Source organism: Pyxidicoccus trucidator (assembly GCF_010894435.1).
GTDB lineage: Bacteria > Myxococcota > Myxococcia > Myxococcales > Myxococcaceae > Myxococcus > Myxococcus trucidator.
Map to the genome: position 1 here is coordinate 256587 of NZ_JAAIXZ010000012.1, position 24816 is coordinate 281402.

The following is a 24816-nucleotide window of genomic DNA, read 5'->3' on the forward strand; positions in this document are numbered from 1 at the left end:
GATTGTAGGCACACCGCCGGGGCGTTGGCGTCCCGAGGCCCGCCGGCAAGCCCGGGCCCCGTGCTTCAGCTCGCGCCCTGGAGCCCGCCGGGTGCACCGGCAAGCCCGGGCCCGGTGCTTCAGCTCGCGCCCTGGAGGAACGCGGCGAGCTTCTCGTACGCCACGGCCAGGGGAGGAATGGGCGCGCTCTCGTTGGCCTGGTGCGCCTGGGCCGTCTCACCGGGCCCGTAGTTGATGGCGTCCACGCCCCACTCGCCGAAGCGGGCCACGTCCGTCCACGCCTGCTTGGACGCGGCGGGCAGGGCGGTGACGGCCAGCAGCTTCTGGAACAGCGGGTTGCCCGCCACCACGGGGCCACTCGGGGACGCGTCGCTGAACTCCACCTCGGCGCGGCCGGCGACGAGCGCGAGCACGTCCTCCTTCGCCTGCGCCACGCTCTTGCCCGGGGCGAAGCGGTAGTTGAGGTTCAGCTCGAAGGCCTCGGGGATGACGTTGCGCGCGCGGCCGCCCTTGGCCAGCGTGGCGTTGATGACCTCGTAGAAGGGGAAGCCGGCGACGTTGACCTCCACGCGCTGGCGGCCGAGCAGCTCCGTGAGGAACGGGCCCGCCTTGTGGATGGCGTTCTCCCCCTGCCACGGCCGCGCCGAGTGCGCGCTGCGCCCGGTGAAGCGCACCGTCACCTGCATGGAGCCGACGCAGCCCACCTGCACCACGCTGTCCGTGGGCTCCATGGCGATGCCGAACTTCACGCCGGCCAGGTCGGGACGCTTCTCGAAGAGGGGGATGAGGCCGCTCTCCGCGTAGGCGCCCTCCTCGCGCTCGTAGAAGAGGAAGGCGAGGTTGACGGGCAGCGTGTCGCGGCGCAGGTCCTCGGCCAGCGCCATCATGACGGCGAGGCCGCCCTTCATGTCGGAGGCGCCGAGCCCGAAGATGCGCTCACCTTCGATTCGAGGCTCGCGGCCCTGGTCGCTCGGGTGCGCCGGCACGGTGTCGAGGTGGCCGATGAGCGCCACCGTGGGGCGCGGGTCGCCCAGGTGCCCGAGGAGCAGGGTGTGCCCGACACGGAACACCTCGTCGCGCTTGAAGTGCTGGAGGGCCCAGCGCTCGACGTGGTCGGCGATGGGGCCCTCGTGGGTGATGGGGCTGGGGATGCGGCACAGCTCGAGCGTCGTGCGGGCGAGCCTGGCGGCCAGGTCGGTGGAGGACATGCGGCAGCCACCATACCCCCGTGCCACCTCGGATTGGAGTTGGCCTGCCGACCGACTTCCCTGGGATGACAAACGAATCGCCAAGGAGAAATCCGCGTGCTGGACCACTCCCTGCTCACCCGAGCGGAGCCAACCCCTCCTCCTCGAAGCTCGTCACCCCCTCCAGCAGCGAAGCACAGAGGCACGCCGGCCCCTCCAGCGCGGTGAAGCCGTGCGAGCTGGCCTCGGTCTTCATCAGCTCCTCGCCGGGCCACACCTCATGGCCATCGTCCTCGCGGAAGCCGCCCTCCAGCACCAGGTTCCACTCGCGGCCATGGTGCAGGTGCCGTGGGTAGCGCACGCCCGGGTTCAACCGGAGGATGCCAGCCAGAGCCGCCTTGCGCGCGGGCCCCGTCTCCACCAGCAGCAACTCCGAGCCCCCCACCGGCCCCGGCATCCACACCGACGGGTCGCTCAAGGACGCCAGCACCTCCAGCGCCCGCTCCCGCGTCACGTCGAAGAACGCGGCCACGCGGTCCGCGAAGCGCGCCAGCCGTCCCGGCCCCTCCATCTGCTCCATCACCCGCGCCAGCACCTGGGGCGGAGGCTCCACCGGCACCACCAGCGCCGTCAGCCCCTCACGCACGGGCAGCAGCCGGGCAGCCTCGGCACGGCACCGGGCGCACCCCTCCAGGTGCCGCTCGGCGGCGTCCCGGGCGGGGGCATCCAGGGTGCCCAGCGCCCACTCCGGCAGGATGTCGTCCAGATGCTCCATCGTCACATTCCACCCCACTCCACCCTAACTACGGAATGTGGGTTCGCTTGGATTTCCACCGCTACACCGGCACCGCGAAGTCCCGCAGGGCGGCGTTGAGGCTCGTCTTCTGGTCCGTGGACTTCGTCCGCTGGCCGATGATGAGCGCGCACGGAACCATGAATTTCCCGGCGGGAAACTGCTTCTCCCGCATGCCGGGAATCACCACGCTGCGCGCCGGTACCCGGCCCTTGTAGACCTTCTCCTCCGGCCCGGTGACGTCGATGATTTGCGTGGACGCGGTCAGCACCACGTTGGCGCCCAGCACCGCCTCCTCCTCCACCACCACGCCCTCCACCACCACGCAGCGGCTGCCCAGGAAGGCGCCGTCCTCGATGATGACCGGCGACGCCGTGGGCGGCTCCAGCACGCCCCCCAGCCCCACGCCGCCGGACAGGTGCACGTGCTTGCCCACCTGGGCGCAGCTGCCCACCGTGGCCCACGTGTCCACCATGGTGCCCGCGCCCACCCGCGCGCCGATATTCACGTAGCCCGGCATCACCACCGCGCCCCGCTCCACGAAGGCGCCGTAGCGCACCGTGCCCGGCGGCACCACGCGCACGCCCGCGGCCTCCAGGCCCTTCTTGAGCGGCACCTTGTCGTAGAACTCGAAGGGGCCCACCTCCATCACCTGCATCTCCGACACGGCGAAGAACAGGAGGATGGCCTCCTTCACCCAGGCGTGGACCTTCCACCCGTCCGCGCCCTTCTCCGCCACGCGCAGCTCGCCCGAGTCCAGCCGCGCCAGCGTCTCGCGCACGGCGGCCACGTGGGCCGGGTCCTTCAGCTTCGTCCTGTCCGCGAACGCGGCGGACACCTTCTGCGACAGCTCATCGAGCGGAGACATGGCGGAAGACATGGCGCCTCCTTGAATCACAATTTGGCGCGTCGCGCCTCAGGAGTGCGCGCTGTTCCACCCCACCGGCTCCGTCAGCGGGTGCGTCTGCGTCGGAATCTCCCCGTGGAGCCCCCTGCCCGCCTCCACCCGCCGGCCGCCCTCCGGCCCGTCCAGCACCACCTCGCCCCGAGTCACCTGCCGCACCCGCGCCAGCGGCACCTCCGTCCAGTGACGGCTGAAGGGCCAGCGCCGCACATACAGGTGCTCCTGGCCGATGAGGGCCACGTGCCCCAGCTTCTTCCCGCCCCCGTCGTGCACCCGCATCCCCTGGATGATGGAGCGCCGTGCATACGGCGACGCCGGCTCTGGCCACGCCATGGATGAGACCTCCTGGACTCAAGCTGGGGCGCCGCCCGCCTGTCCGCGAGCACATGCCGGGCGCCCGGCTTCCTGCCCGTCCGCCCGCTCTCAACCTGGAATTTTTCAGCGGTTTTACGGGGATTTCTTCATTTTCCAAGCAACCGTCTGGTTCTCCAGCGGACAATCATGACACCCTTGAGTCACCCCCCACCCCCCTACTGGAGGGCTCATGCGCGCAACCCCCCGGCGCCCGTGGTGCCATGCCCTCGCTGTGCTCGCGCTGTCCGTCGCCGGCTGCTACGGCCAGGTCTCCCAGGACCTGCAGAACGGCGTGCCGGACTACAGCGACCCGAACCCGCCCCCACCCCCGGTGCAGCAGGACGGCACGCTCCCGTGTGACCTGGACAGCGTTCCAGCCGGCGTGACGCTGCAGACCATCGCCGCGGACTTCGCGAAGCAGGTGCACCCGGCCATGGTGCGCGAGTCGTCCGGCTGCATCTCCTGCCACGCCACCACCAGCGGCCGTCTCTTCAAGGTCAGCTACGAGGGCGTGGAGACGTTCTACGCCGCGCGCGCGGCCGGCTTCATGAACCCGGAGTCCGGCTCGCTGCTGTCGCGCCTCGTGACGCCCGACGCCGCGGTGCGCATGCCCCGCGGCCAGCCCTCCTGGAGCGCCCAGGAGATCGCCGCCGTGGCCAGCCTCACCTGCCAGCTGGAGGCGGTGGAGTCGCGCCAGCCCGCGGCCCGGCCGGACGAGGAGTTCCCCCAGGCCCTGCTCCAGCCCTACACCGGCCCTTCAGTGGCCACGTACGACAACCCCTTCATCGGCTTCGACCAGCTCAAGGGGAAGGTGAAGGCCGTCTTCAACGACACCTGGGTGCGCAACGGCGTGGACCGCTTCGCCCAGAACGTGGGCCTCTTCGGCGGCGTGGACTACAAGGACCACTACGTCGAGGCGCGCGCGGCCAGCGCGGACTTCCTCCTGGGCCTGGACGACCTGGCCCGCGACGTGTGCCTCGTCGCCGCCACCAACAAGACGGGCCCCTTCTCCGGGCTGGACCTGGCGCAGCCGCTGCTGGACATCCCCGCCCCCACCACGAAGCAGTATGAGATGGAGGGCGCCGCCCGCACGGACGGCACCATCCCCGCCGGCACGCAAATCCTCGCCAGCAATGGGGGAAGGTCTGGCAGCACCGGCTGGAACCTCTACACCACCGGCAGCCTGACGACGGCCCAGCCCTACCCCTTCACCGCCAGCGCCACGTACCGCTTCACGGTGAAGTCGAAGGGCGACCTGTGTGGCCCTGACCTGCCGCACCTCCAGCTCAAGGTGGACGGCGTCATCGTGAAGGAGTGGGACGTGCCCAACAACACGGCCTACGCGGACTTCGTCCACAGCCAGGCGGTGACGGCCGGCGACCACGTGCTGTCGGTGCACTTCACCAACGACTACGGCGAGACGGGCGTCTGCGACCGCAACCTGCACGTGGACGCGCTCCAGGTGTACGGCCCCACGGAGGCCTCCACCGGCACCCAGCGCGCGGACGCGGCGAAGGCCAAGGTGGATACCCTCTACCGGCGCATGCTGTACCGCGCCGCCACCGCGCAGGAGCGCACCAACGGCTACGCGCTGGTGAAGGACCTCAACGACTTCGAGCCCAACCTCACCAAGGCGTGGAGCGGCCTGTGCGAGGGGCTGCTGCGCGCTCCCGACTTCCTCTTCACCCTGCCCCCTTCCTACGAAGGGCTGAGCGGCAAGGAGCGCGACAGGCTGCTGCTGGTGAAGCTGGCGCAGGACCTGCTGGGCCGGCCGCCCACCTCCGCCGAGTTCACCGCGCTGGAGAGCGGGCAGAAGACGTGGGAGGCCATGGTCGACACGTACCTGGAGTCCCCGGACTTCCGCACGTACTACTACCACCGGATGCGCATCCGGACGGAGAGCGAGGGCACGCCCGACACGGACGAGCCCGCGCGCTTGTGGACGCACCTGGTCGCCGAGGGGAAGCCGCTGACGGAGCTGCTCACCGGTGACTACTCGGTGGACACCGCCTTCCAGCAGGTGGCCCGCGCACCCGAGCACGGGAAGACGGGCGTGCTCACCATGAAGGGCTTCATCAAGAACAAGCCCGGCCTGCCGCACTACAACTACGCGGCGCGTGTCATGACGGACTTCATGGGCGCCATGTACGAGGTGCCCTCGGAGGTCTTCGACATGCGCGGCGCGGCCACGGCCGCCTCCACGGTGGACCCCACCAGCATCTGCTTCGCCTGCCACCAGACGCTCACGCCGCTGGCGCACCAGCGCCTCAAGTGGGACGACGAGGGCAACTACCGCACCACGGACCAGGACGGGAAGCCGCTGGACGACAGCGACCGCGGGCTGGTGGGCGTCTACGCGTACAAGGGCACGGGCATGGAGGCCTTCGCCACGCAGGCGGTGAAGAAGGAAGCCTTCGTGCGCCGCACGCTCAACGCCCAGTTCGCCCTCTTCTTCGGCCGGGAGATGCGCCACTCGCAGGACGAGCGCGTCATCTACAAGCGCCTGTGGGACGTGACACAGGAAAACAACGGCAACCTCAAGGCCGTGCTCAAGGCCGTCGCCACCTCGCCCGAGTACCAGCGCCGCTGACTGGAAGGACCGCCATGAACCGCCGCCAATTCCTCGCCGGCGCCGCCGCCGGCACCGCCATCAGCGCCCTGGACTGGCTCCGCTTCTTCCGGGCCTTCGGAGTCCCGGGCACGAAGAAGGAGCTGGGCCTGGCCCAGGCCGCCGCCGCCGAGGCCACGGACCCGCACTTCCTCATCTACTGGTTCCAGGAGGGAGGCTGGGACGGGTACAGCATGTTCAACCCCGTCCACACGCCCAATGACGCCATCCGCGTCATCCCCGCGGGCACGCTGCGCCCCACGCCGTCCTGGAGCCAGCACCTCTACCGCCCGAAGAGCTACGGCACCTCGCCGTTGGACCCGCCCAGGACGCAGGGCAACATCCAGTACGGCTACCTCGCGCAGGACGGGCTGGAGCTCTTCAACAACCTGGCGGTGGTGTCCAGCCACAACGGCAACACGTTCCACTCGGGCGGCCGCTGGGAGTACCACTACGGCAAGTACAGCGCGTCCCTGTCCGGCAAGCGCAACCCGGACGAGCGCACCGTCATGCAGGCCTTCTGCGAGGCCTACGGCAACGGCTTCCTGCTGCCCCATGTCTCGTGGCACCGGTGGCTCTCGGACGGCGAGCTGTCCATTCCCTCCTACCCGGACGGCACCGGCTACTACGAGCGGCTGGGCCCGGTGCACGCGCACACCATCTACGGCAAGACGCCCGCCGCCATGCGCGAGCGCCTGTCCTCGCTGGGCAGCGTGGCCCAGGGCCAGCGCGACGCGCGCATCCGCCAGTTCACCGACAACCTCCAGCAGAACTTCCTCGACTCGAAGAACAGCGAGTCGGTGGCGGCCTTCGCCTCCGCGCTGGAAATCCACCGCTCGCTCACCGCGGGCGGCACCATCAACCTGGACCCGCGCACCCTCTTCACCAACACCACGCTGCGCGCCGAGTTCGGCATCACCGCGGCGGACGAGGCGACGGACTCCTCGTCCATCAACGGCAACCCCGCCCGCTCGAAGGAGACGCCCAACACCAACGTGCAGGCGCTGATGACCTACGAGCTGATGACGAAGGGGCTGTCCATCGGCTTCTTCATCGAGAACCGGGGCCTGCGCCACTTCGACAGCCACAGAGACCGCCGCTTCATCATGAACAACAAGGGCCAGGCGGACCAGCGCGACATGATGCGCAAGAACCTCTGGAGCCCGCTGAAGACGCTGGTGGCGAAGCTCAAGGCCACGCCGTACGGGACGACGGGGAAGAGCTACTACGACTTCACCACCATCGTCCTCGCCTCGGAGATGGGCCGCACCATCTCCGGCGACGTGGAGTCCATCCTCGCCAACACCGGGCTGACGGACACGCAGAAGTACGACGAAATCCTGGGCCAGGACTGCTGCCAGCACTGGCGCGTCAGCAGCGCGGCCTTCCTGGGCGGCACCGTGCGCGGCAACACGCAGTATGGCCGCGTGGGCAGCACGTCGCTGGAGGGCATCCCCCTCATGCCGGACGGCACGCTGGACCCGGCGTATGACCCGGACACCGGCCTGCTCGTCCCTGGCCGGACGAAGAGCACCAGCAGCTTCATCACCGACTCGGGCCACCTGTACTCGACGGCGCTGTACCTGTCCGGGCTGAACCCGGCCGCGCTCAAGGCCGCGGGCAAGGGCCGCAATGACAGGGCGCCGCTGACGTTCATCAAGAAGCCCTGAGCCTTGGACACGGACGCGGCCGGCAACTCCCGTGAGGGCGTGCCGGCCGCGAGCCCTACTTCTGGACCGACAGGATGCGCCACCCCTGGACATCCACCGCATAGGTGGCGCCCGCATCCAGAATCATTCCCTCCTGCTCACACGCTCCGGGGCTCAGCGTGAATCGGACGAACAGGACCCCGTCCGTTCCGGGAATGGTCGTCACGTCGAAGGAGTGGCGCTGGTACATGCACACCTCGTCGGGCGTGGCTCCACGAGGAGGCTTGATGTCCCGAGGACGGAAATCATCCATCGCCAGCTCGATTGCAGCGGCAACCGGGCCGGAGATTCGCGTCAACCCCTGCTTCTGCTGCTCGGACAGCGCGAATGGGAACACAACCCGGGCTGCCTCTTCGGGAGGCGCCCGGACCGGGCGGAAGGGACGACGGAACAGCGAACAGCCCGAGAGGAACAAGCAGCAGGCCAGCAATGCAATGCACTTCATGGGCTTCCCTTGCGTCCTCACCTGACTCATTCCCCATCCACGGCCGTGACAATCCCATAGGGCTTGTCTTCGGGCAGGATGCGACCCACCAACCTCCAGCGCCGCGCTTCTCTTGCGTACACCTCGCCTGGGCGGCTCTCACCGGCATACGGGATGAGCTTCATGACGCGGCATGCCGTATCGAACTGGATTCGTAGCAACCAGCGCTGGCTATGACTCCACAAGTCGCGGTCCGACATGGGGGACGGCTGCCATGGATGGCTGTGGTAGTCAGCGAGGATCGAAGCCTGCCCACGTACATCCACCACGTAACGAGGCACATGGCACTGCTTCCGATTTTCCGGGGACATGAGCACCGTCTTCCCGAGCGGAGAGCCGTAACTTGCGTAGTAGACGCCATCGAGGCTGTAGATAGCCCCACAGTATTCCTGGCCGTAGGCGCCAGCACTGGAGCGCGGCAGCTTCATGATGGCCGGGCACAACTGGTCAATCACCACGTCCACATCCCGGGATGACTGAATCTCCTCCCAGGGACCACGGACCCAGACATCGCCATTGCGGCGACCGTACAGCGTGCCCTCGCCCTTCCTCGTGTACCAGTCCCCACTGCTACAAGCGGACAGCAACCCGAGTACCAGCAGCCCACGAAGCCTCATCGGCACTGCCCCTCATGCACACGCTCCCAAGGAGTCGAGCGAGACAGGGCTCTAGATAGCAGCCAATGCCGGTAGCCTGGAGAAGTCCTGGTGCTGAGCGAGCCCCTGGGCCAGGCCACCGCCCACGGAGCGCTCCAGTTCCTCACGCTCTGGGCCCGGTCGCCGCCATCCGGCGGGAGACGCAACGCGGCCGGCAACCCGTGAGGGCGTGCCGGCCGCGAGCCTGGACTCATCGAGCCGGCGGGCCTACCTCGGCAGCACCTTCGACACCGCGTCCACGATTTCCTGCTCGGTGGGGAACGCCAGCGTCTGCTTCTTGATGACCACCCTGCCGTCGACAGCGACCTCGTAGACCCCCGACGGTCCCGGCTTCAGCTCTGTCTCCAGGTCCAGCTCGTCCTTCAATGCGGCCGCCGCACGGGCGGCCCGGGGCTTGTAGCCTCAGGAGTTGCAGTACGTAATCGACACCTTCGGGTCGGCCATGGTGGGCCTCCTTGCGCGTGCACGGGACGCACGGCGTGTGCGCCCGTACCCCTGAATTAGTGCGCCGCCCGGCCCTACGCCAGCCCGGCCGCCTGCCATCTCCCCCACGGCGCGGCGCCCACCCGGCCGCCCGGAGACGAGCCGCTCTGATTGGGAGAGAACCGGAGCCTTGGAAACCGACGAGAGGGCCGTTCCACCGGTGCGCCCGCGCGGTTAGGTTCCGCCGCACCATGACGGACTTCCACCAGCGGGTCGCCGCCGCCTACGACGCAGAGACGTTCCGCCGCGAGGGCCACCGACTGGTGGACACCCTGGCCGGCTACCTCGCCGGGACGGAGCGCGGGGAGGGGCCGGTGCTGCCCTGGACGGCGCCCGCGGTGAATGTGGACCGGTTCGCCGCCTCCTTCCCCGAGGAGCCCAACGGCGACTTCGCGGACCTGGTGGCCCGGGTGCTGTCCGGCTCCAACCACCTGCACCACCCGCGCTACGTGGGCCACCAGGTGACGGCGCCAGTGCCACTGGCCGCGCTGTGCGACGCCGTGTCGTCGCTGCTCAACAACGGCATGGCCGTGTACGAGATGGGCCCCGTCGCCACCGCCATGGAGCGCAACGTGCTGCGGTGGATGGCCGCGCGCCTGGGCCTGCCGGGGAGCACCGACGGCATCCTCACCTCCGGTGGCTCGCTGGGCAACCTCACCGCGCTGCTCGCCGCGCGCCAGGCGAAGGCCGGCTATGACGCCTGGAACCAGGGCGCGCACGCGGGCCCGCCCCTCACCGTGCTGGTGGCGAAGACCGCGCATTACTGCGTCGCCCGCACCGCCCGCATCATGGGCTGGGGCGAGGGCGGCGTGACGCCCGTCGCGGTGGACGAGCACTTCCGCCTGCGCCCCGAGTCGCTGGATGCCGCGCTGAAGACGGCCACCCTCGCGGGGCGCAAGGTGATTGCGGTGGTGGCCAGCGCCGGCTCCACCGCCACCGGCGCCTTCGACCCGCTGGAGCCGGTGGCCGACTTCTGCGAGCGCCACGGCCTCTGGTTCCACGTGGACGGCGCGCACGGGGCCTCGGCCGTCCTCAGCCCCACGTACCGCCACCTGGTGCGTGGCATCGACCGGGCGGACTCCGTGGTGTGGGACGCGCACAAGGGCCTGCTGATGCCGGCGCTGGTGACGGCCGTCCTCTTCCGCGACGGCGCGCGCTCCTTCGAGGCCTTCGCCCAGGAGGCCAGCTACCTCTTCCACGGCGAGGCCGAGCGCCCCTGGAGCGACGTGGCCCTGCGCACCATGGAGTGCACCAAGGAGATGATGGCGCTCAAGGTGTACGCCTGCCTCGCGGTGCTGGGCACGCGCCTGTTCTCCGACGCGGTGACGGAGTCGTATGACCAGGCCCGCCGCTTCGCGCAGCGCCTGTCCGCCGCCGATGACTTCGAGGTGGCGGTGCCGCCCGACTGCAACATCCTCTGCTTCCGCCACACGCCCGCGCACGTGCCGCCCGAGGAGTGGGACGCGCTGCAAGCCCGCCTGCGCGAGCGGCTGGTGACGCGCGGGGACTTCTACCTGGTACAGACGAAGCTGCCCAAGGGCGTGTACCTGCGCGTCACCCTCATCAACCCGCTCACCACCGACGCGGACCTGGACGCGATGCTGGAGGCGCTCCGGACGGCGGCTCGGCGGTAGGCCCGCTGTCGGGCGCGCCCGGGGACGTTGCCTTCGGGGCCACAGCTCCAGCGCGGCTGTTGCTCCCGGCTCTACACGTGACGAGGTGCCTCCCTCGGAGAGCCCCCCTGGCCCCGATGTTGCTCAGGCCCTCGTCCCTCTTGGGGCGCGTCGCACTCGCTGCCCGTGCCCGCTCGCCACCCGCACCTTCGACTTGCTGGACGCGCATGACCGCCCACACCCCTGATGCAGCCACCCCGCCGGAGCTGGAGTCCGCCGTCCGCATCCGCGCGCACAAGCAGTTCTTCCGCCGCACCCTCCAGGCCTTCCAGGACCAGGACGCCGCCTTCCAGCCCCGTCCGGGGATGCTGAGCGTGGCGGGCCACGTCCACCACGTCACCGCGGGGTTGGAGCTGTTCCTCGCGGGCGTCTTCCCGGCCATGGAGCGCTTCCAGGGGCGGGAGTGGAAGAGCCGCCGGGGCGAGGGGCAGGTCTGGCTCGGACTGGGCCCAGGATTCACCAGCATGGAGTGGACGAAGGTCTCCAACGAGAACCTGTCGGGTGGAAGCGACGCGGAGAGCCCGCTCGCCTTCGCGCTCCGCGCCTTCGACGAGACGATGGACCTGGCCGCGGAGCTGTATGGCCAGCTCAGCCGGGAGGAGCTGCTGCTGCCGCTCCCGGAGAACCCCATCCGCCTCCGGACGCCGCAGGAGGCGCTGGAAATCATGATTGACCACACGGCGCACCACCGCGGGGCCCTCGCGCAGTACGCCCGCCTGCTCGACCGGGAGCCCAAGATTCCCTACTTCGAGATGAGCGAGGCCATGCACGAGGAGCAGCTCCTCACGGGCGGGCGCGCGCCTTGACGGTGAGCAGCCCTTCGATGAGCGCGACGATGGCGCCACGGTAGTCCGCGGCGGACGCGCCCGCGTCGATGGCCAGCGCCGCGCGGTCGAACGCCGCCGACAAGAGCCCCGTGAGCGCGTCGAGCGGCCCCTTGACCATCGTGCCTTCGCGCATCGCCGCGGCCAGCCCCTCCCGCAGCGTGCGGCCCGCGTGGCGGAGGTCGATGGCATCCATCTCCGCGCGGCCGAGCACCGCCGGGCCGTCGAGGAGCAACAGCCGGGTGCGCCCTGGCAGGGCCATGGCCGCGAGATAGGCGTCCGCTCCGGCGAGCAGCGCCCGGCGCACCGGGAGCGCTGGCGGCGTGGCGCGCTCAATCTCCTCGGCGACGGCGAGCGCCTCCTGCTCGACCACCGCGCGGAAGAGCGCCTGCTTGTCCTCGAAGTGGTGGTACAGCGCGCCCCGAGTCACGCCGGCCGCGGCGGCGATTTCCGGCGTGCTGGTCTCCGCATAGGACTGGTCCGTGAAGAGCTTGCGCGCGGCCCCAATCAGGTCCCCACGAGTCACTTCCGTCCGCTCACGGTTCGAGCGCCTGCCTGCTCTACGTTGCATACATGCAGCCTGTATGTTAGTGGAATGGAAGCTACATACAGACTGTATGTACCTTGGAGGAGGAGCGAAAGAGATGAAGACCACCGCCTACTACCCGGTGTTGCTGGCCCCCGACGTGGCGGAGGCCGCGCGCTTCTACGTCACGCACTTCCAGTTCAAGCCCCTGTTCGAGAGCGACTGGTACGTGCACCTGCAGTCGACCCGGAGCTCGAGCGTCAACCTCGGCATCGTCCGGAACGACCACGAGACGCTCCCGCAGGCCTCGCGGGGAAGCACCTCCTGCCTGCTCCTCAACTTCGAGGTGGACGACCCGGACGAAGTCTACGCGCGAGTCCAGGCGGCGAACCTGCCCATCCTCCGGACCCTGCGCGACGAGCCGTTCGGACAGCGCCACTTCATCACCGCGGACCCGAACGGGGTGATGATTGATGTCATCAAGCCCATCCCCCCGTCGGCCGAGTTCGCAGCGCAGTATGCCGACGAGGCGCTACCGCGCTGAGGCCCGACCCAAGCAGGCTACGGCGCGTCCAGCGCGTGCTGCCGGAAGAAGTCCCACATGAAGGTGGTGGCGTCCGGGCCCGAGGGGTCCGCGAACGGGTAGCGCGCGTCTCCTCCCGGCCAGGCGTGGCCCATGCCGCGGATGGAGTAGTGCCTTGCCAGCAGCTCGCCCCCGTACACGTAGTCCGTCACGGTATACGTCCGGCCTCCGGGCACGCTGGCACTCGCCTTCCACGTCGCCACGTAGCGCACGCTGTCGTTGTTCAGGCCGTCATCACCGTAGTCACTGGTCTGCAGGAACTGCCGCACCGCCTGCTCGCCATTGATGGGGTTGACGACGTCGTCCTCGGTGCCATGCATGACGAGCACCGGCACCGTCCGGCCCGGCCGGCCCGAGCACACCCACGCATCCCTGCCCCGGTCATCCGGGTGGTAGATGCTGCCGAACGTCATCGCCCACGCGGTGCCTGAAATCGTCGTGGCCGCCTTGTACATCGCCCCCGCGCCCACCATGCCGGCGGCGAAGACGTCCGAGTAACAGGCCATCAGCGTGCCCGCCATGACGGCCCCGGCGGAGACTCCGCCGACGTAGACGCGGCGCGCGTCCACCGCGTAGTGCTGCTTCACCAGGTCCACCATGCCGACCATCAGCGCGGGCTCGCCCGAGCCGCGCTCCTGGTTGGTGCCGAGCATGAAGTTCCAGCACTGAGTGGGATTGGCGAACACCGCCTGGTTTGGATAGAGCACCAGGAACCGCTCCGCGTCCGCCTTCACGTTCAGCCGAGTGAGGCCGGCGAACTGGTCCGGGTTCTGGAGGCAGCCGTGCAGCGCCACCACCAGCGGGAGCGGCGCGTCGGGCTGGTAGCCCTCGGGCACCCAGAGCTGGAAGCCCCGTCCGCCATGGTAGCCGTGCACCCAGGAGCCGGCCTCGGCCGGTGCTCCCGTGAAGAGTGCGAGAGACACGAGCAGCATCCGCGCGAGCGCGCCAACACTCCGACTCATCGACATGGCCTGCCTCCTTCGGGGGAACTTCGGACCGCTCAGGCTGGGAGCCGCGTGGCCGGCGCCGCGCCTTCGACTTCGCGCAGGAAGCCCTCCACCGCCTCGGCGAGCTGCTCGGGCTGGTCGAGCGGCGCGGCATGTCCGGAGTCGCTCAACACCTGGAGGCGGGCGTCCCGGAGCAGGGCCACGTACGCCTGCTTCTCGGACAGCGGCGTGTAGTCGCGCTCGGAGTGGAGCACCAGCACGGGACAGGCGATGTCCTTCACGCGCTCCAGCACGCTCCAGCCGAGGAGCCCACGCGTCGCCCGCCGGTACGCATCCGCGTCGTTGTGCCCGAGGGTGTCCAGCACGCGCTGCCGCAGCTCCGCCTGCTCCGGCTTGGGGAAGAGCCGGGGCGCGAGCATCTTCGCCATGCCCATGGGGCCGAGGAACCGCAGCACCAGCAGCCGCAGCGCGAAGGCGAACTTGCGGCGCAGCGTCCGGGCCTTCAGCTCCGGCCCGCTGTTGACGATGACCAGGCTGCGCACCAGGTCCGGCCGGTCCACCGCGAGCTGGAAGCCCATCATCCCGCCCATCGACAGCCCCACCACGTGCACCCGGGTGAGGCCCAGCGCGTCGCACAGCGCGGCGATGTCCCGGGTGAAGAGCGGCACCCCGTACGGCCCCGACGGCGTCTCGCTCCGGCCATGTCCCCGCGCGTCCGGGACGATGACCCGGTGGCCCGCCGCGAGCCGGGGCGTCACCAGCTCCCAGTCCCGCCCGGACGAGCCCAGGCCATGCAGGAGCAGCACCGGCGCCCCGTCACCCCGCGTGTCGCAATGGAGGGACACCCCGTCGAGCGGAAGCATGGGCATGCCGGTCTCCAGACTCCGGCCGCCGGCTGAACGAACGGCCATTCACGGGTTCAGGTAGAAAGTGCTTCGATTCGCAGCGCCACCCTATCTGAACGAACGTTCGTTTTTCAAGGTTCTTTCATGAGTTCCCCTTCCCGCCCCCGGCTGCGAGCCCAGCCCGCGAGCCTTCCCCCCTCGGCCGGCCCCGACGGCACGCGTCGGCGCATCCTGGAGACGGCCCTGCAGCTCTTCGCGAGCCGGGGGTTCCACGACACGTCGATTCGGGACCTGGCCGCCGTGCTGGAGCTGCGGCCGAGCGCGCTGTACGCGCACTTCCCCTCCAAGGAGCACGTGCTCATGGAGCTGGTGCGCATCGGCCATGAGGCCCACCACGAGCTGCTCCGGGCAGCCCTGCTGGACGCGGGCGCCGAGCCCGCCGAGCAGGTGCGGGCGCTCGTCCGGGCCCACACCCGCGCTCACGCGGAGCACCCGCAGCTGGCCCTGGTGGTGAACGAGGAGTTCTACGCGCTGACACCGGAGATGGCCGCGCCCGCGCTGGCGCTCCGTGAGCAGTCGGCCGCCCTGCTCATGGAGGTCATCGAGCGCGGCGTCTCCAAGAGACGCTTCGCGCCTCCCCATCCCCTCGTCACCGCGCGCGCGATTGCCGCGATGGGGGTGCGCCTCCCGTACTGGTACGAGCCAGGAGGCGCACTGGACGTCGACACCCTCGCCGACGCCCACGCCGAGCTGGCGCTGCGCATGCTGGGCAGCGCCACCAGCCGCTAGAAGTAGGTCAGCGAGCCCAGGTCCAGGGCGATGCTGCTGTGGTGGCTGAAGATGAAGGTCGAGTTGCTGAACGAACCCCACAGCAGCCCACCGACAGGGTGCGTCGTCCCGTCCCAGGTGAAGACGGGCGAGCCGCTATCCCCGGAGTCGACGCCCGCGTTCACGGAGTACTGGCACAGGAGCGCAATCGAGGAGCCGCTCTGGTTCACCGTGAAGCACGTGTTCGCGATGGGGCCGAACGTCCAGCCCGTCGTCTGGCCCACCTTCTCGAAGTCCTGCCCGATGAGGGGAGCGCCGGACATGACGCCCACGGGAATCTCCGTCGAGGTGTTGACCGTCAGCGTGCAGTGGGTGGTGGGGTTGTTGCAGTAGGACACAGGCTCGGCGAGGCGTCCCAGCCGCGCCCAGGAGGAGTTCTTGAAGTTGGCATACGCCGAGTCGCTGTGCCGGCAGAGCTTGCCGCTGGGGCAGCCGGAAAGCGTGCTGATGTAGTTCGGGTCCATCCGCTCGATGCCGATGTCGTTCGGGTCCAGGAAGCCCGACTGGGGCTGGTCGAACTCGGTGTTCTCGGTGCCGCCCTGGACGTTGGTGCAGTGGGAGTTGGTGATGAAGCCCATCTCCCCGTTCCGGTCATTGTGGCGCACGGAGTAGCCGATGGTGCAGCCGCTCCCGTTGTCGTTGGTGATTTTGTAGCCACCCGGCACGGGGCGGACCTCGTCATCCAGCGTCGTCAGCAGCCGCACGGGCTCCTGGACGGAGACCTCCAGGCCCTCGACCGGCAGGCCCTGCTTCGCCCACCACTCGCGGACGCGCTCCGCGGCCTCGGCGGACGCCACGCCGACGCCGACGCGGTTGCGTCGCTCGTCCGCGTCGAGCGTCTGCACGCCCGGCACATTGAGGACCTCCACCGACCTGTCCCGCATGCTCACCAGCTCGGAGAACCGGAAGCGGGCCTCCTCGACAACGGTGGGCCGGCGCGCGGCGATGTCCTTGAAGCGCGAGGCGCGCTGGCCCGCCAGGGCGTTGCCAATGGCCGCGGCATTCGAGCGCTCCGCCGCGTTGGCCTTCCCGGTGAGCAGGATGCGCGCCGTTCCCGTCTCGTCCAGGTAGAAGCCTCCCAGGTTGGGCAGGCTCTGCTCGAGCGCGAGCAGCGCCTCGTCGGCATTGCTCGCCTTGGAGACGGCCTGGAGCGCGGTCGTCGTCGTCTTCGCCAGCACATCCTTGTCATTCACCGCCGTCCCGGCCGTGTCTCCGCAGGCGGACAGCGACAGCATTCCGGCCAGCGAGAAGGCCAGGGCCCCCTTGCGCACCAGACGTGACATGCCAACCGCTTCCTTCACGGACAACCGCTGCGACGTCTTCTCGGACTTCATCGCGTACTCCTCGCGTGGTGGGTGAGTCACCACGGATACGGTGCGCCATGATTTCCCTGGCAATTAGGGAGTGCTGGATTTGCTATTTTGCGGGCGGGGACGCGCTCCGGTGGCCCTGCTGACGTGTCAGGGCACTCCCCTGACACGTCAGTGCTCGCGACGAGGGAGCGCCGCGGCGCCCCTCATGCGCTCGCGGCTAGGGGACCCACTTGTAGACCATGCCCTGGGCATTGAGGCCCCAGACGGTGCCATCACCAGCCGCGGAGATGTTCCGCAGCGCGCCGGGAATCGGCTGCCAGGCAGCACCGGTCCACTTGAAGACCTGGTCCGAGCCGTTCAGGGCCCAGATGTTCTGGGCATTGCCCACCGTCACGAAGGTCATCCCCGCGGGGATGTTGTAGGCCCACTTCGTGCCGTCCCAGCGGAGGACGCGGTTGGCGTCCGGAGGGTTGGTGGCCCACAGCACGCCATCCGAGCCGACAGCGAGCTGACTGACGCAGCAGCCCTTCTTCTCCCAGGTGGAGCCGTTCAGCCAGAAGTGCGAGCCGCTATTGTCCAGGCCCCAGGCCGTGGTGGCGGTGATGGCGGCCACCTGCTTCATGCCGGTGGGGATGTTCCAGGTCCACTTGTTGTTGGCGACGTCCAGCTTCAGCACGCGCAGGGAGTCGGGAGGATTGGTGGCCCACACGGTGCCGTCGGCCGTGACGGAGAGGGTGCTGACGGTGCCGGCCTTCTTCTCCCAGGCCGAGCCGGTCCACCGCCAGGGGAAGCCGGCGGTATCCAGCCCCCAGATGGCGTTGGCGCTGCCCACCGAGACCTGCTTGAGCGTGGCGCCCGCGGGCCCCGCCACCAGCTCCCAGCGCGGAGTCGCCAGCGGCGCGGCCGGAGGGAAGAGGTCACTCCACTTCATGGTGATCTTCGCGTCCGACTGGCCGGCGAACACCACGTTCCTGCCGACGGAGTCCACGGTGATGGCATACACGTAGCGGGAACCAGGCTTCTCCCACTGCGCCACGACCTTGCCCGTGGCGTCATAGGCGACGATGCCCATCGCCAGCCGGTTGTCGGTGTAGCTGAAGGCCCAGTACGTGTAGCCCCCCCACTTGATGACGGGGCACGTGGTGGCCGCGGCCCCCGTGCCCGGCCCCTGAGTGCACGTCACCTTCATGCCAGCGGGGACGGCGGGCGGCGCGTTCGCCGGGACCTGGACGACCACGGGGGGCGGGAACAGCGCGTCCCACGTCATGGAGATCTTCGCATCCGACTGGCCCGCGAACGTCACGCTCTTGTTGGTGGCGTCCACGGTGATGGCGTACACGTAGCGGGCGCCGGGCTTCTCCCACTGCGCCACGACCTTGCCCGCCGAGTCATAGGCGACGATGCCCATCGCCAGGCGGTTGTCGCTGAAGCTGAAGGCCCAGTAGGTGTAGCCGTACCACTTGAGTACGGGGCAGGTGGTGGCCGCGGCCCCGGTGCCCGGCCCCTGCGTGCACGTCACCTTCATCCCCGGAGGAATGGCGGGGGGAGCGTTCGCCGGTACCTGCGCGACCGCGGGCACCTGCTGCTGCGCCTCGGCTCGGGGGGCGCCCACGAGCAGCAGCAATCCGATGGCGAGCCCCGCGAGGCTCGTGGCTTTCGAGTGACTTCTCATGTTCTTGGGTCCTCTGACGTTGGGGGTGTTCACGACGACGGCGCTGCTCAGAGCACGTCGCATGCCAACTCCCCCGGTGAGCGCCGCGAACTATGCTGGAGCCATGACGGCGCACGAGCGATTCGAAGTCGAACGGGGGCAGACGCGCCTCGCGGGCGAACACGCGGGGCGCGGGCCAGCGCTGGTGTTCCTGCACGCGGGAGTGGCGGACCGGCGGATGTGGCGCGCCGAGCTCGCCGCCTTCGCTTCCACACACCACGCGCTCGCGTATGACCGGCGCGGCTTCGGAGAGAGCCACGGGGCACCCGCGCCCTTCAGCCATGTGGAGGACCTCGCCGCGGTGCTCGATGCGCTGGGCGAGCGCCAGGCGGTGCTCGTGGGCTGCTCCCAGGGCGGACGCGTGGCGCTCGACTTCACGCTCGCGCATCCGGACCGGGTGCGGGGCCTCGTGCTCGTCGCGCCCGCGGTGAGTGGCGCACCTGCCCCCGCCGCGCCCGCGCCTTCCGTGGCGAGCCTCGCCGCGAGCATCGAGGAGGCGGAAGGCCGGGGGGATGTGGAGCGCGTCAATGCCCTGGAGGCCCGTCTGTGGCTGGACGGGCCGCAAGGTCCCGAGGGCCGGGTGGACGGCGCGGCGCGTGCGCTCTTCCTGGAGATGAACGGCGTGGCGCTGCGCGCACCGTCCCCCGGCGCGGAGCGGGAGCCCCCACCCGCGCTGCCGAGGCTCGGCGAGCTGCGCGTGCCGACGCGGGTGGTGTACGGGGACCTGGACCTGCCGCACCTTCAGGAGCGCTGCGCACTGCTCGCGCGCGGCATCCCCGGCGCGGACCTGCGCGTGATGCCGGGCTGTGCGCACCTGCCCAACCTCGAGCAGCCCCGCGCCTTCGAGACGCTGGTGCGCGAGCTGCTCGAGCGACTGGACGGCTGAGGAGGCCCCCGGGTGGAAAGACGGCACGCGGCGCGAGTGCTCCCTCGCGCCGCGATTCCCCGGCTACAGGCCCAAGGGTTGATGGCGCGCGGTCAGAGCTTCACGCAGGTCTTCCTATCCGCGCTCTGCGCCCAGCCACTGTAGGGGTTCGGGCGCGCGGTACACCGGCTGTAACCGTTGAAGGTGGAGCCGCTCAGGAACGGAGGGCCCACCGTTCCGCCGGTCAGGAGCGGATCGTTCTCGCCCAGGATGCCGTCCTTACAGAACATCGCAAGGTCGAGCCCGCCATTGGGGAAGTCATTGCAGTCGGAGGGACACGACACCGGGTAGATCGTCTTGCTGGAACCGCTGGCGATGACATACCCATCACCGAGCACACAGCTCGCCGCCAGCGAGCCCGTAGCGGACTCCACCGGCGTGGAGCCCCCCTTGTCGCCAGTCGGAGTGGCATCCCCCTGGGCGTCGCCGCCGCAGCCGAGCAACGCCATCGCACCGGCCAAGACTGCTCCCACCAACGAAGGCTTCAAGAACGCTTTGACGGACAAGTCGATGCTCCACACGTAGAGGGGACTGCTGCGCTGGCCGCGAGCTGGCGGCCATGAAGCATCCTGTGCAGCACGTCTGACACGCTCATCGGCGGCTATTCGAGGATGAAGTCCCGTGGCCGCAGCGGCTCGGGCTGTGGCTCGCCCAGCGCTTCGAGCAGATTCATCTCGGCCGTGCGGGCAAGCGCGAGCAGGGGCAGGTCATTGGGGGCATCCCCGAAGGGCTCCTCCAACTCGTCGCTCAACCGGTCGAGCCCGAAGAAGGTGTAGGCGATCATCGCCGAGAGCACCGGCGTGAACCAACCCACGGCTTCGGCGAGCCCGAAGGGAAGCAGCAGGCAGAAGAGGTACGCGGTGCGGTGGAGAAGCACCGTGTACGCGAAGGGCACGGGGGTGAAGCGGATGCGCTCGCAGGCGCACAGCACGCCCATCAGCGCATGCACCCGCTCGCTCAGCGTGCTCCAGGGGATGTCGGAGAGCCGGCCCTGCCGCCGCAACGCGGCCAGCTCCTCGGCGTGCCCGCGCAGCAGGGCATTCGGCCGGTTTGCACTGGCCAGCACGCGCGAGCGCTCCGGCTCCGGGACGAAGCGGGAGATATCCTCCCCGGCATCGTGCCCCCGCAGGTGCGCGGCGAGCGCGTGCGCGAAGGCGATGTTCCGGTGCACGAGCCGCCGCGCCACCTGTTGCCCTGCCAGGGGCAGCTCGGTGCGGCCGTCGTCCAGCAGGGTGATGGCCTCGTGCGAGAACGTGCGCAGCTCGATGAGGAGTGCGCCCCAGACCTTGCGAGCTTCCCACCAGCGCTCGTAGGAGGCGTTGTTCCGGAAGCCGAGGAAGATGGAGAGTGCGATGCCCAGCAACGACAGGGGCGCGGGTGAGGCGACCAGCGGGCGCATGCCGCTCTGCCTGAAGCCCCAGACGACGAGGCAGGACAGCACCGCGATGCCCAGGACGTGAGGCAGGACGCGCGGCAGGATGGTGCCGCGCACGACGAAGAGGAGTCGGAGAGGGCTGGGACGGGGACGGACAATCACGGTCCGCGCCCTCCTGCTCCAATTCCCCGGTGGCCGCAAGGACACTGCGCCCCGGTCCATTCAGGAAGCGAAGCGCCGCGTGGGCTGGAGCTCAATACACCGGGCCCGTTGCCCGGCCCGTGACACTTCGGTCGGAGTGCATCAGCGGCCCGATTCCCGGCCCTGGGAGCGGACGTAGCGCCAAGCCACTTTCGTCGCTCCGGGAGCTCGCTTATGACGGGTCTGCCTCGTCCATGAGGATGTGGGCGTCATGCCCACGCCACGACAACCGGGTCCAGCACCCGGCAGGAGAACGAAATGTTTGGGAAGCTCGCCGCGGATGCCCTCGGTCTCAGCGACATCGGCTCCGTCATCGCTCCGGCGGATTACGACAAGGTGGACTCCGACGACTACGTGATGCACGAGGACCAGGAGAAGATCTTCTTCCTCATCAAGTCCAAGTCCGACGAGTACTGCTTCACCAACAAGGCGCTCATCCACCTGGACGGCACCAGCGCCGCCAGCAAGAAGCGCATGCTGCGCCGCTACAGCTACAGCACCCATCCGGTCTCGAATGTGATGCTGGAGACGGCCGGCAACATGGACATGGACGTGGAGATCAAGTTCCACCTTGGCAACAAGGACTTCTCCATCGACGTGCACAAGAAGCAGCTGGAGCAGGTGAAGGACCTCTACAAGGCGCTGTTCCGCATCTCCGAGCTGATTCGGGAGAATGAAGTCATGCTCGGCCACGCCAAGGCCAGCGTCGAGGTCGCCTCGTCCACGCTCGGTCGCGGTCAGGCGGGCGCCACGCCCACGGTGGAGGCGTTCAAGGAGCTCAACCAGGCCGCCTTCGCCTGGCTCAGCGGCGCGCAGCAGAAGTACCACGTGAAGGACTTCGGCTCCGTGTTCGAGCGCTACATCAAGGCCTGAGCCGGTCGGGGTTGACTCCAGCGCAGACCGCCAGAGGGGACGGAGCGCCGTCAAACGCGCCCGTCCCTTCCGACTGGCGAGCAGGCAGGCCCCTGGTGGTTCTCCAGGAGGGACTCCCGCGCGCGAGCCGGCGGAGCCCGCGCCCGCCTCACCCCTTCGGGTAGCGCTCGAGGCTTCCGGGGCGACGCGCCTCGGGGTAGAGGGCACCCATGCCATTGACGATGTTGCTGCTCCTCGCGCTGGGCCTGGCCATGGACGCCACGGCCGTCTCCATCGCGAGTGCGCTCGCGGCCCCGCGCGTCCGGGTACGTGACGCCCTCCTCGTCGCTTCACTCTTCGGCCTCTTCCAGGCGGGCATGCCCGTCATCGGCTGGGCCGTGGGGGCGCAGTTCGCGGATGCCATCGCGGCCTGGGACCACTGGCTGGCCTTCGTGCTCCTCGCGGGCATCGGGGGCAAGATGCTGCATGAGGCCTATACCCACCGCCACCTGGGGACGGGCGCCGCACCGAAGGCGGGCGAGGCGCCCGTCGCGAGCGACCCGTTCCACCCGGCGCGGCTCACCGTCATGGCGCTGGCCACCAGCATCGACGCGCTGGCGGCGGGGGTGACGCTCCCAGCGCTCAACGTCCACATCGCGATGGCAGCGGCCATCATTGGCGGGGTGACGCTCGTCCTGTGCCTGCTGGGCATGAGCGTTGCGCGACGGTTCGGTGAGTCGCTCGAGGGCAAGCTCGACGTCGTCGGAGGCATCGTCCTCATCGGGCTCGGCTTCAAGACGCTCCTGGAGCACCTCCTCGCCTGAGCGCGGCGGCCCACGAGCGGACGCGGCCGGAGCTGGCAATCCCGGTGCCGCCCTCCGCGGGTTCGACATAGGGTCGTCCACCGTGGACTGGCTCAACTACCATCACCTCTACTACTTCTGGGTCGTCGCGAAGGAAGGGAGCATCGTCGCCGCGAGCAAGAAGCTTCGCCTGGCGCACCCGACCATCAGCGGCCAGATTCGCAGGCTCGAAGAGGTGCTGGGCGAGAAGCTGTTCGCGCACAGCGGGCGGAACCTGGTGCTCACCGAGGCCGGTCGCGTCGCGCTCCGTTACGCAGAGGCCATCTTCACCCTGGGCGGTGAGTTCCTCGACACCATCAAGGGACGGGCCTCCGGAGAGAGGCCGCTGCGCCTGGTGGTGGGGGTCGCGGATGTGCTCCCCCCGTCCCTCGTGCGGCGGTTCCTCGAACCCGCCCTGCGCTCCGCCCAGCCCGTCCGCCTGGTCTGCCGCGCCGACAAGTCCGTGGTGGAGTTCATCGCGGAGATGGCGGTCCACACCGTCGACCTGGTCATCGCCGACGGGCCCGCGGGGCCCAACCCGGTCCGGGTCTTCAACCATCTGCTCGGCGAGTGCGGCACGACCTTCTTCGCCGCCCCGAAGCTCGCCGCCGCGACGCGCCGCAAGTTCCCGCGCTCCCTGGATGGGACGCCCTTCCTGCTCCCGGGCGCACCTTCCGCCGTGCGGCGTGCCCTGGACCAGTGGTTCGAGTCCCAGGACATCCACCCGCGGATCGTCGCGGAGTTCGACGACAGCGCCCTGATGAAGGACTTCGGCAGGCAGGGGATGGGCGTCTTCGCGGCCCCGACGGTCATCGAAGCCGAGGTCATGCTGGACCATGGAGTGCGGGTGGTGGGCCGGGCGGAAGCCATCCGCCAGCAGTTCTATGCCATCTCCTCCGAGAGGAAGATTCGTCACCCCTCGGTGGTCGCCATCTTCGAGGCCGCGCGGCAGGAAATCTTCGCCACGAAATGACGAAGTCCCCAGCAGAGCCGGGGACTCCGAGGGGTGCTCCGCTCCGTTACGGGGCCGGCTGGACGACGGTGCTGCCGTCGAGGGTGACCGCCGTCTGTGCCAGCAGCCTGCCGTTGACCGAAGCGCCCGTCCTCAGCTTGATGGACGTCTGGCTCAGGATGATTCCCTCCAGGTGCGCCGTCGTGCCGAGGTCCACCTGACCGCTGACCTGCCAGAAGATGTTCTTGGGCAGTGCGCCACCCGCCAGGACGATGTCCGTGCCGCTGCTCAGGGTCAGGTCCTGGGCAATCTGGAAGATCCACACGTCCGTCGCACTGCCGGTGAGCGTCAGGTCCGTCGGGATGAGGACCGCCGTCCCCCACTTGTAGACACCCGGGGAGAGCGTCATCCCACCGAGGTTTCCCGTGCCCAGCTCCGTGAAGTCGGGAGCGCGCCCCGAGGCACTCGTGAAGGCCAATTCCATGTCACCGACCGCGGTGGTCAGGTTGGACGGAGTGGGTGAAGCGTAGTCCGCCGCGTACACCTTCCCCGTCACCTGAGGGGAGGTCGAGAACACGTTGGTGGAGTCCGAGGTCAGCGAGAAGCCGGTGATGTAGCTGGCGGCAGCGGGGCTGACCGCGAGGTTGCCCGTGATGGCCGAGGTCGGCACCGTGGAGATGCCGCTCTTCGCGAGGATGACATAGTCACCCGCGGTCCCGAGATTCACGGGCGTCCCCGCCACCCGGGTGCTGCCCGTGGTGAAGCTCCAGATGTGCGGCGCCACGAGCGCGACACCCGAGGCGCTCCGGGCGCCGGAGGTGAGGGTCGCGGTGAACACGGTGTTGCTCGCGAGGTGGGCGGCGGGCCAGAACACCGCCTTCGCGTTGGCGTAGTGCACCGTCCCCTGGACCGGCTCCGCCGCCACCCCGGCGGTCAGGGTGAAGGTGGTCGGGGTGAGCGTGGCGCGGTCCATCGCCTCGCTGAAGGTCGCGCTGACGCTCTCGTTGACGGGGACGCCAGTGGCGGCCGCGAGCGGCGAGTTGGAGAGGAGGGTCGGCGTCGTCGCGCTGCCCGCGTCCGCCGTGCTCCCGGCGTCCGCCCGACTCCCCGCGTCCTCCGGGTCCCGCGGGTCCGAGTCACCGCAGGCAGAGCCCACCAGGAGCAGGAGGAGCGTCGCGACAACCTTGAGCTGCTTTGCTTTTGACTTCGTTCTCATGGGGCCAGTGATGCGCCCCATGCAA

General features: G+C 69.5%; 25 protein-coding genes. 10 read left to right on the forward strand and 15 right to left on the reverse strand.

Annotated features, from left to right (window positions below):
- Positions 1 to 119: 119 nt before the first annotated feature.
- The 4 genes from dapE to G4D85_RS30745 all read right to left on the reverse strand — a co-directional run bounded on the left by dapE (position 120) and on the right by G4D85_RS30745 (position 3217).
- A complete protein-coding gene (gene dapE / locus G4D85_RS30730) occupies positions 120 to 1208 on the reverse strand; it encodes a succinyl-diaminopimelate desuccinylase (protein WP_164017595.1) in 1089 nt (362 codons plus the stop codon).
- A 115-nt stretch (positions 1209 to 1323) separates the two neighbouring features.
- Entirely contained in the window at positions 1324 to 1962 is a 639-nt protein-coding gene (locus G4D85_RS30735) for a dimethylsulfonioproprionate lyase family protein (protein WP_164017702.1), read from the reverse strand.
- Between the two features lie 61 nt (positions 1963 to 2023).
- Positions 2024 to 2848, reverse strand: a complete 825-nt coding sequence (locus tag G4D85_RS30740) for a 2,3,4,5-tetrahydropyridine-2,6-dicarboxylate N-succinyltransferase (RefSeq protein WP_164017703.1) — start codon at positions 2846 to 2848, stop codon at positions 2024 to 2026.
- Between the two features lie 48 nt (positions 2849 to 2896).
- Entirely contained in the window at positions 2897 to 3217 is a 321-nt protein-coding gene (locus G4D85_RS30745; protein ID WP_164017596.1) for a hypothetical protein, read from the reverse strand.
- 211 nt (positions 3218 to 3428) lie between these two features.
- Here G4D85_RS30745 and G4D85_RS30750 point away from each other — a divergent pair, with 211 nt between their 5' ends.
- Positions 3429 to 5828, forward strand: a complete 2400-nt coding sequence (locus G4D85_RS30750) for a carbohydrate-binding domain-containing protein (RefSeq protein ID WP_164017597.1) — start codon at positions 3429 to 3431, stop codon at positions 5826 to 5828.
- A gap of 14 nt (positions 5829 to 5842) precedes the next feature.
- Complete coding sequence (locus G4D85_RS30755; RefSeq protein ID WP_164017598.1) at positions 5843 to 7516, forward strand: DUF1501 domain-containing protein; 1674 nt, start codon at positions 5843 to 5845, stop codon at positions 7514 to 7516.
- A gap of 55 nt (positions 7517 to 7571) precedes the next feature.
- Here the strand turns inward: G4D85_RS30755 and G4D85_RS30760 are convergent, their stop codons facing one another.
- From G4D85_RS30760 to G4D85_RS48995, 3 genes are all read right to left on the reverse strand, one after another.
- Positions 7572 to 7892 carry a hypothetical protein gene (locus G4D85_RS30760; protein ID WP_240359583.1) on the reverse strand — a complete coding sequence of 107 codons (321 nt, stop codon included), beginning with the start codon at positions 7890 to 7892 and terminating at the stop codon, positions 7572 to 7574.
- A 134-nt stretch (positions 7893 to 8026) separates the two neighbouring features.
- The gene (locus tag G4D85_RS30765; protein ID WP_240359584.1) at positions 8027 to 8497 is read right to left on the reverse strand and encodes a hypothetical protein; all 471 of its coding nucleotides are present in this window, start codon (positions 8495 to 8497) and stop codon (positions 8027 to 8029) included.
- 405 nt (positions 8498 to 8902) lie between these two features.
- Positions 8903 to 9139: an Rdx family protein gene (locus G4D85_RS48995; RefSeq protein WP_240359585.1), complete on the reverse strand. Its 237-nt coding sequence runs from the start codon at positions 9137 to 9139 to the stop codon at positions 8903 to 8905.
- Between the two features lie 230 nt (positions 9140 to 9369).
- On the opposite strand from G4D85_RS48995, the gene G4D85_RS30770 reads away from it, so the two are divergent.
- Positions 9370 to 10812, forward strand: coding sequence for a pyridoxal phosphate-dependent decarboxylase family protein (locus tag G4D85_RS30770; RefSeq protein WP_164017601.1), 1443 nt, complete (start codon positions 9370 to 9372; stop codon positions 10810 to 10812).
- A 206-nt stretch (positions 10813 to 11018) separates the two neighbouring features.
- On the forward strand, positions 11019 to 11657 hold the full coding sequence (locus tag G4D85_RS30775) for a DinB family protein (RefSeq protein ID WP_164017602.1): 639 nt from the start codon (positions 11019 to 11021) through the stop codon (positions 11655 to 11657).
- Here G4D85_RS30775 and G4D85_RS30780 read toward each other — a convergent pair.
- Entirely contained in the window at positions 11635 to 12201 is a 567-nt protein-coding gene (locus G4D85_RS30780) for a TetR family transcriptional regulator (protein ID WP_240359586.1), read from the reverse strand. The genes G4D85_RS30775 and G4D85_RS30780 overlap by 23 nt on opposite strands.
- Positions 12202 to 12319: 118 nt before the next feature.
- On the opposite strand from G4D85_RS30780, the gene G4D85_RS30785 reads away from it, so the two are divergent.
- Complete coding sequence (locus G4D85_RS30785) at positions 12320 to 12745, forward strand: VOC family protein (protein ID WP_164017604.1); 426 nt, start codon at positions 12320 to 12322, stop codon at positions 12743 to 12745.
- Between the two features lie 17 nt (positions 12746 to 12762).
- On the opposite strand, the gene G4D85_RS30790 is transcribed toward G4D85_RS30785, so the two are convergent.
- Together G4D85_RS30790 and G4D85_RS30795 are read right to left on the reverse strand one after the other, a co-directional pair.
- On the reverse strand, positions 12763 to 13752 hold the full coding sequence (locus G4D85_RS30790; protein WP_164017605.1) for an extracellular catalytic domain type 1 short-chain-length polyhydroxyalkanoate depolymerase: 990 nt from the start codon (positions 13750 to 13752) through the stop codon (positions 12763 to 12765).
- Between the two features lie 32 nt (positions 13753 to 13784).
- Complete coding sequence (locus G4D85_RS30795; protein WP_164017606.1) at positions 13785 to 14600, reverse strand: alpha/beta fold hydrolase; 816 nt, start codon at positions 14598 to 14600, stop codon at positions 13785 to 13787.
- 120 nt (positions 14601 to 14720) lie between these two features.
- On the opposite strand from G4D85_RS30795, the gene G4D85_RS30800 reads away from it, so the two are divergent.
- Entirely contained in the window at positions 14721 to 15365 is a 645-nt protein-coding gene (locus G4D85_RS30800; RefSeq protein ID WP_164017607.1) for a TetR/AcrR family transcriptional regulator, read from the forward strand.
- Here G4D85_RS30800 and G4D85_RS30805 read toward each other — a convergent pair.
- Positions 15362 to 16738 (reverse strand): chymotrypsin family serine protease, encoded by a 1377-nt coding sequence (locus tag G4D85_RS30805; protein ID WP_164017608.1) that lies wholly within the window; start codon positions 16736 to 16738, stop codon positions 15362 to 15364. The genes G4D85_RS30800 and G4D85_RS30805 overlap by 4 nt on opposite strands.
- A 196-nt stretch (positions 16739 to 16934) precedes the next feature.
- Positions 16935 to 18389, reverse strand: coding sequence for a tectonin domain-containing protein (locus tag G4D85_RS30810; protein ID WP_164017609.1), 1455 nt, complete (start codon positions 18387 to 18389; stop codon positions 16935 to 16937).
- A 103-nt stretch (positions 18390 to 18492) separates the two neighbouring features.
- On the opposite strand from G4D85_RS30810, the gene G4D85_RS30815 reads away from it, so the two are divergent.
- Entirely contained in the window at positions 18493 to 19314 is an 822-nt protein-coding gene (locus G4D85_RS30815) for an alpha/beta fold hydrolase (RefSeq protein WP_164017610.1), read from the forward strand.
- Between the two features lie 92 nt (positions 19315 to 19406).
- Here G4D85_RS30815 and G4D85_RS30820 read toward each other — a convergent pair whose 3' ends face one another.
- Together G4D85_RS30820 and G4D85_RS30825 are read right to left on the reverse strand one after the other, a co-directional pair.
- Positions 19407 to 19814 (reverse strand): hypothetical protein, encoded by a 408-nt coding sequence (locus tag G4D85_RS30820; protein ID WP_164017611.1) that lies wholly within the window; start codon positions 19812 to 19814, stop codon positions 19407 to 19409.
- Positions 19815 to 19954: 140 nt separating this feature from the next.
- Complete coding sequence (locus G4D85_RS30825; RefSeq protein WP_164017612.1) at positions 19955 to 20890, reverse strand: bestrophin family protein; 936 nt, start codon at positions 20888 to 20890, stop codon at positions 19955 to 19957.
- A gap of 297 nt (positions 20891 to 21187) precedes the next feature.
- On the opposite strand from G4D85_RS30825, the gene G4D85_RS30830 reads away from it, so the two are divergent.
- The 3 genes from G4D85_RS30830 (at position 21188) to nhaR (ending at position 23596) form a co-directional block, all read left to right on the forward strand.
- On the forward strand, positions 21188 to 21802 hold the full coding sequence (locus tag G4D85_RS30830) for a PH domain-containing protein (RefSeq protein ID WP_164017613.1): 615 nt from the start codon (positions 21188 to 21190) through the stop codon (positions 21800 to 21802).
- A gap of 209 nt (positions 21803 to 22011) precedes the next feature.
- Entirely contained in the window at positions 22012 to 22605 is a 594-nt protein-coding gene (locus tag G4D85_RS30835) for a manganese efflux pump MntP (RefSeq protein ID WP_164017614.1), read from the forward strand.
- An 82-nt stretch (positions 22606 to 22687) separates the two neighbouring features.
- Positions 22688 to 23596: a transcriptional activator NhaR gene (nhaR, locus tag G4D85_RS30840; RefSeq protein WP_164017615.1), complete on the forward strand. Its 909-nt coding sequence runs from the start codon at positions 22688 to 22690 to the stop codon at positions 23594 to 23596.
- Between the two features lie 46 nt (positions 23597 to 23642).
- On the opposite strand, the gene G4D85_RS30845 is transcribed toward nhaR, so the two are convergent.
- Positions 23643 to 24791: an ice-binding family protein gene (locus G4D85_RS30845; RefSeq protein ID WP_164017616.1), complete on the reverse strand. Its 1149-nt coding sequence runs from the start codon at positions 24789 to 24791 to the stop codon at positions 23643 to 23645.
- Between the last annotated feature and the right edge of the window lie 25 nt (positions 24792 to 24816).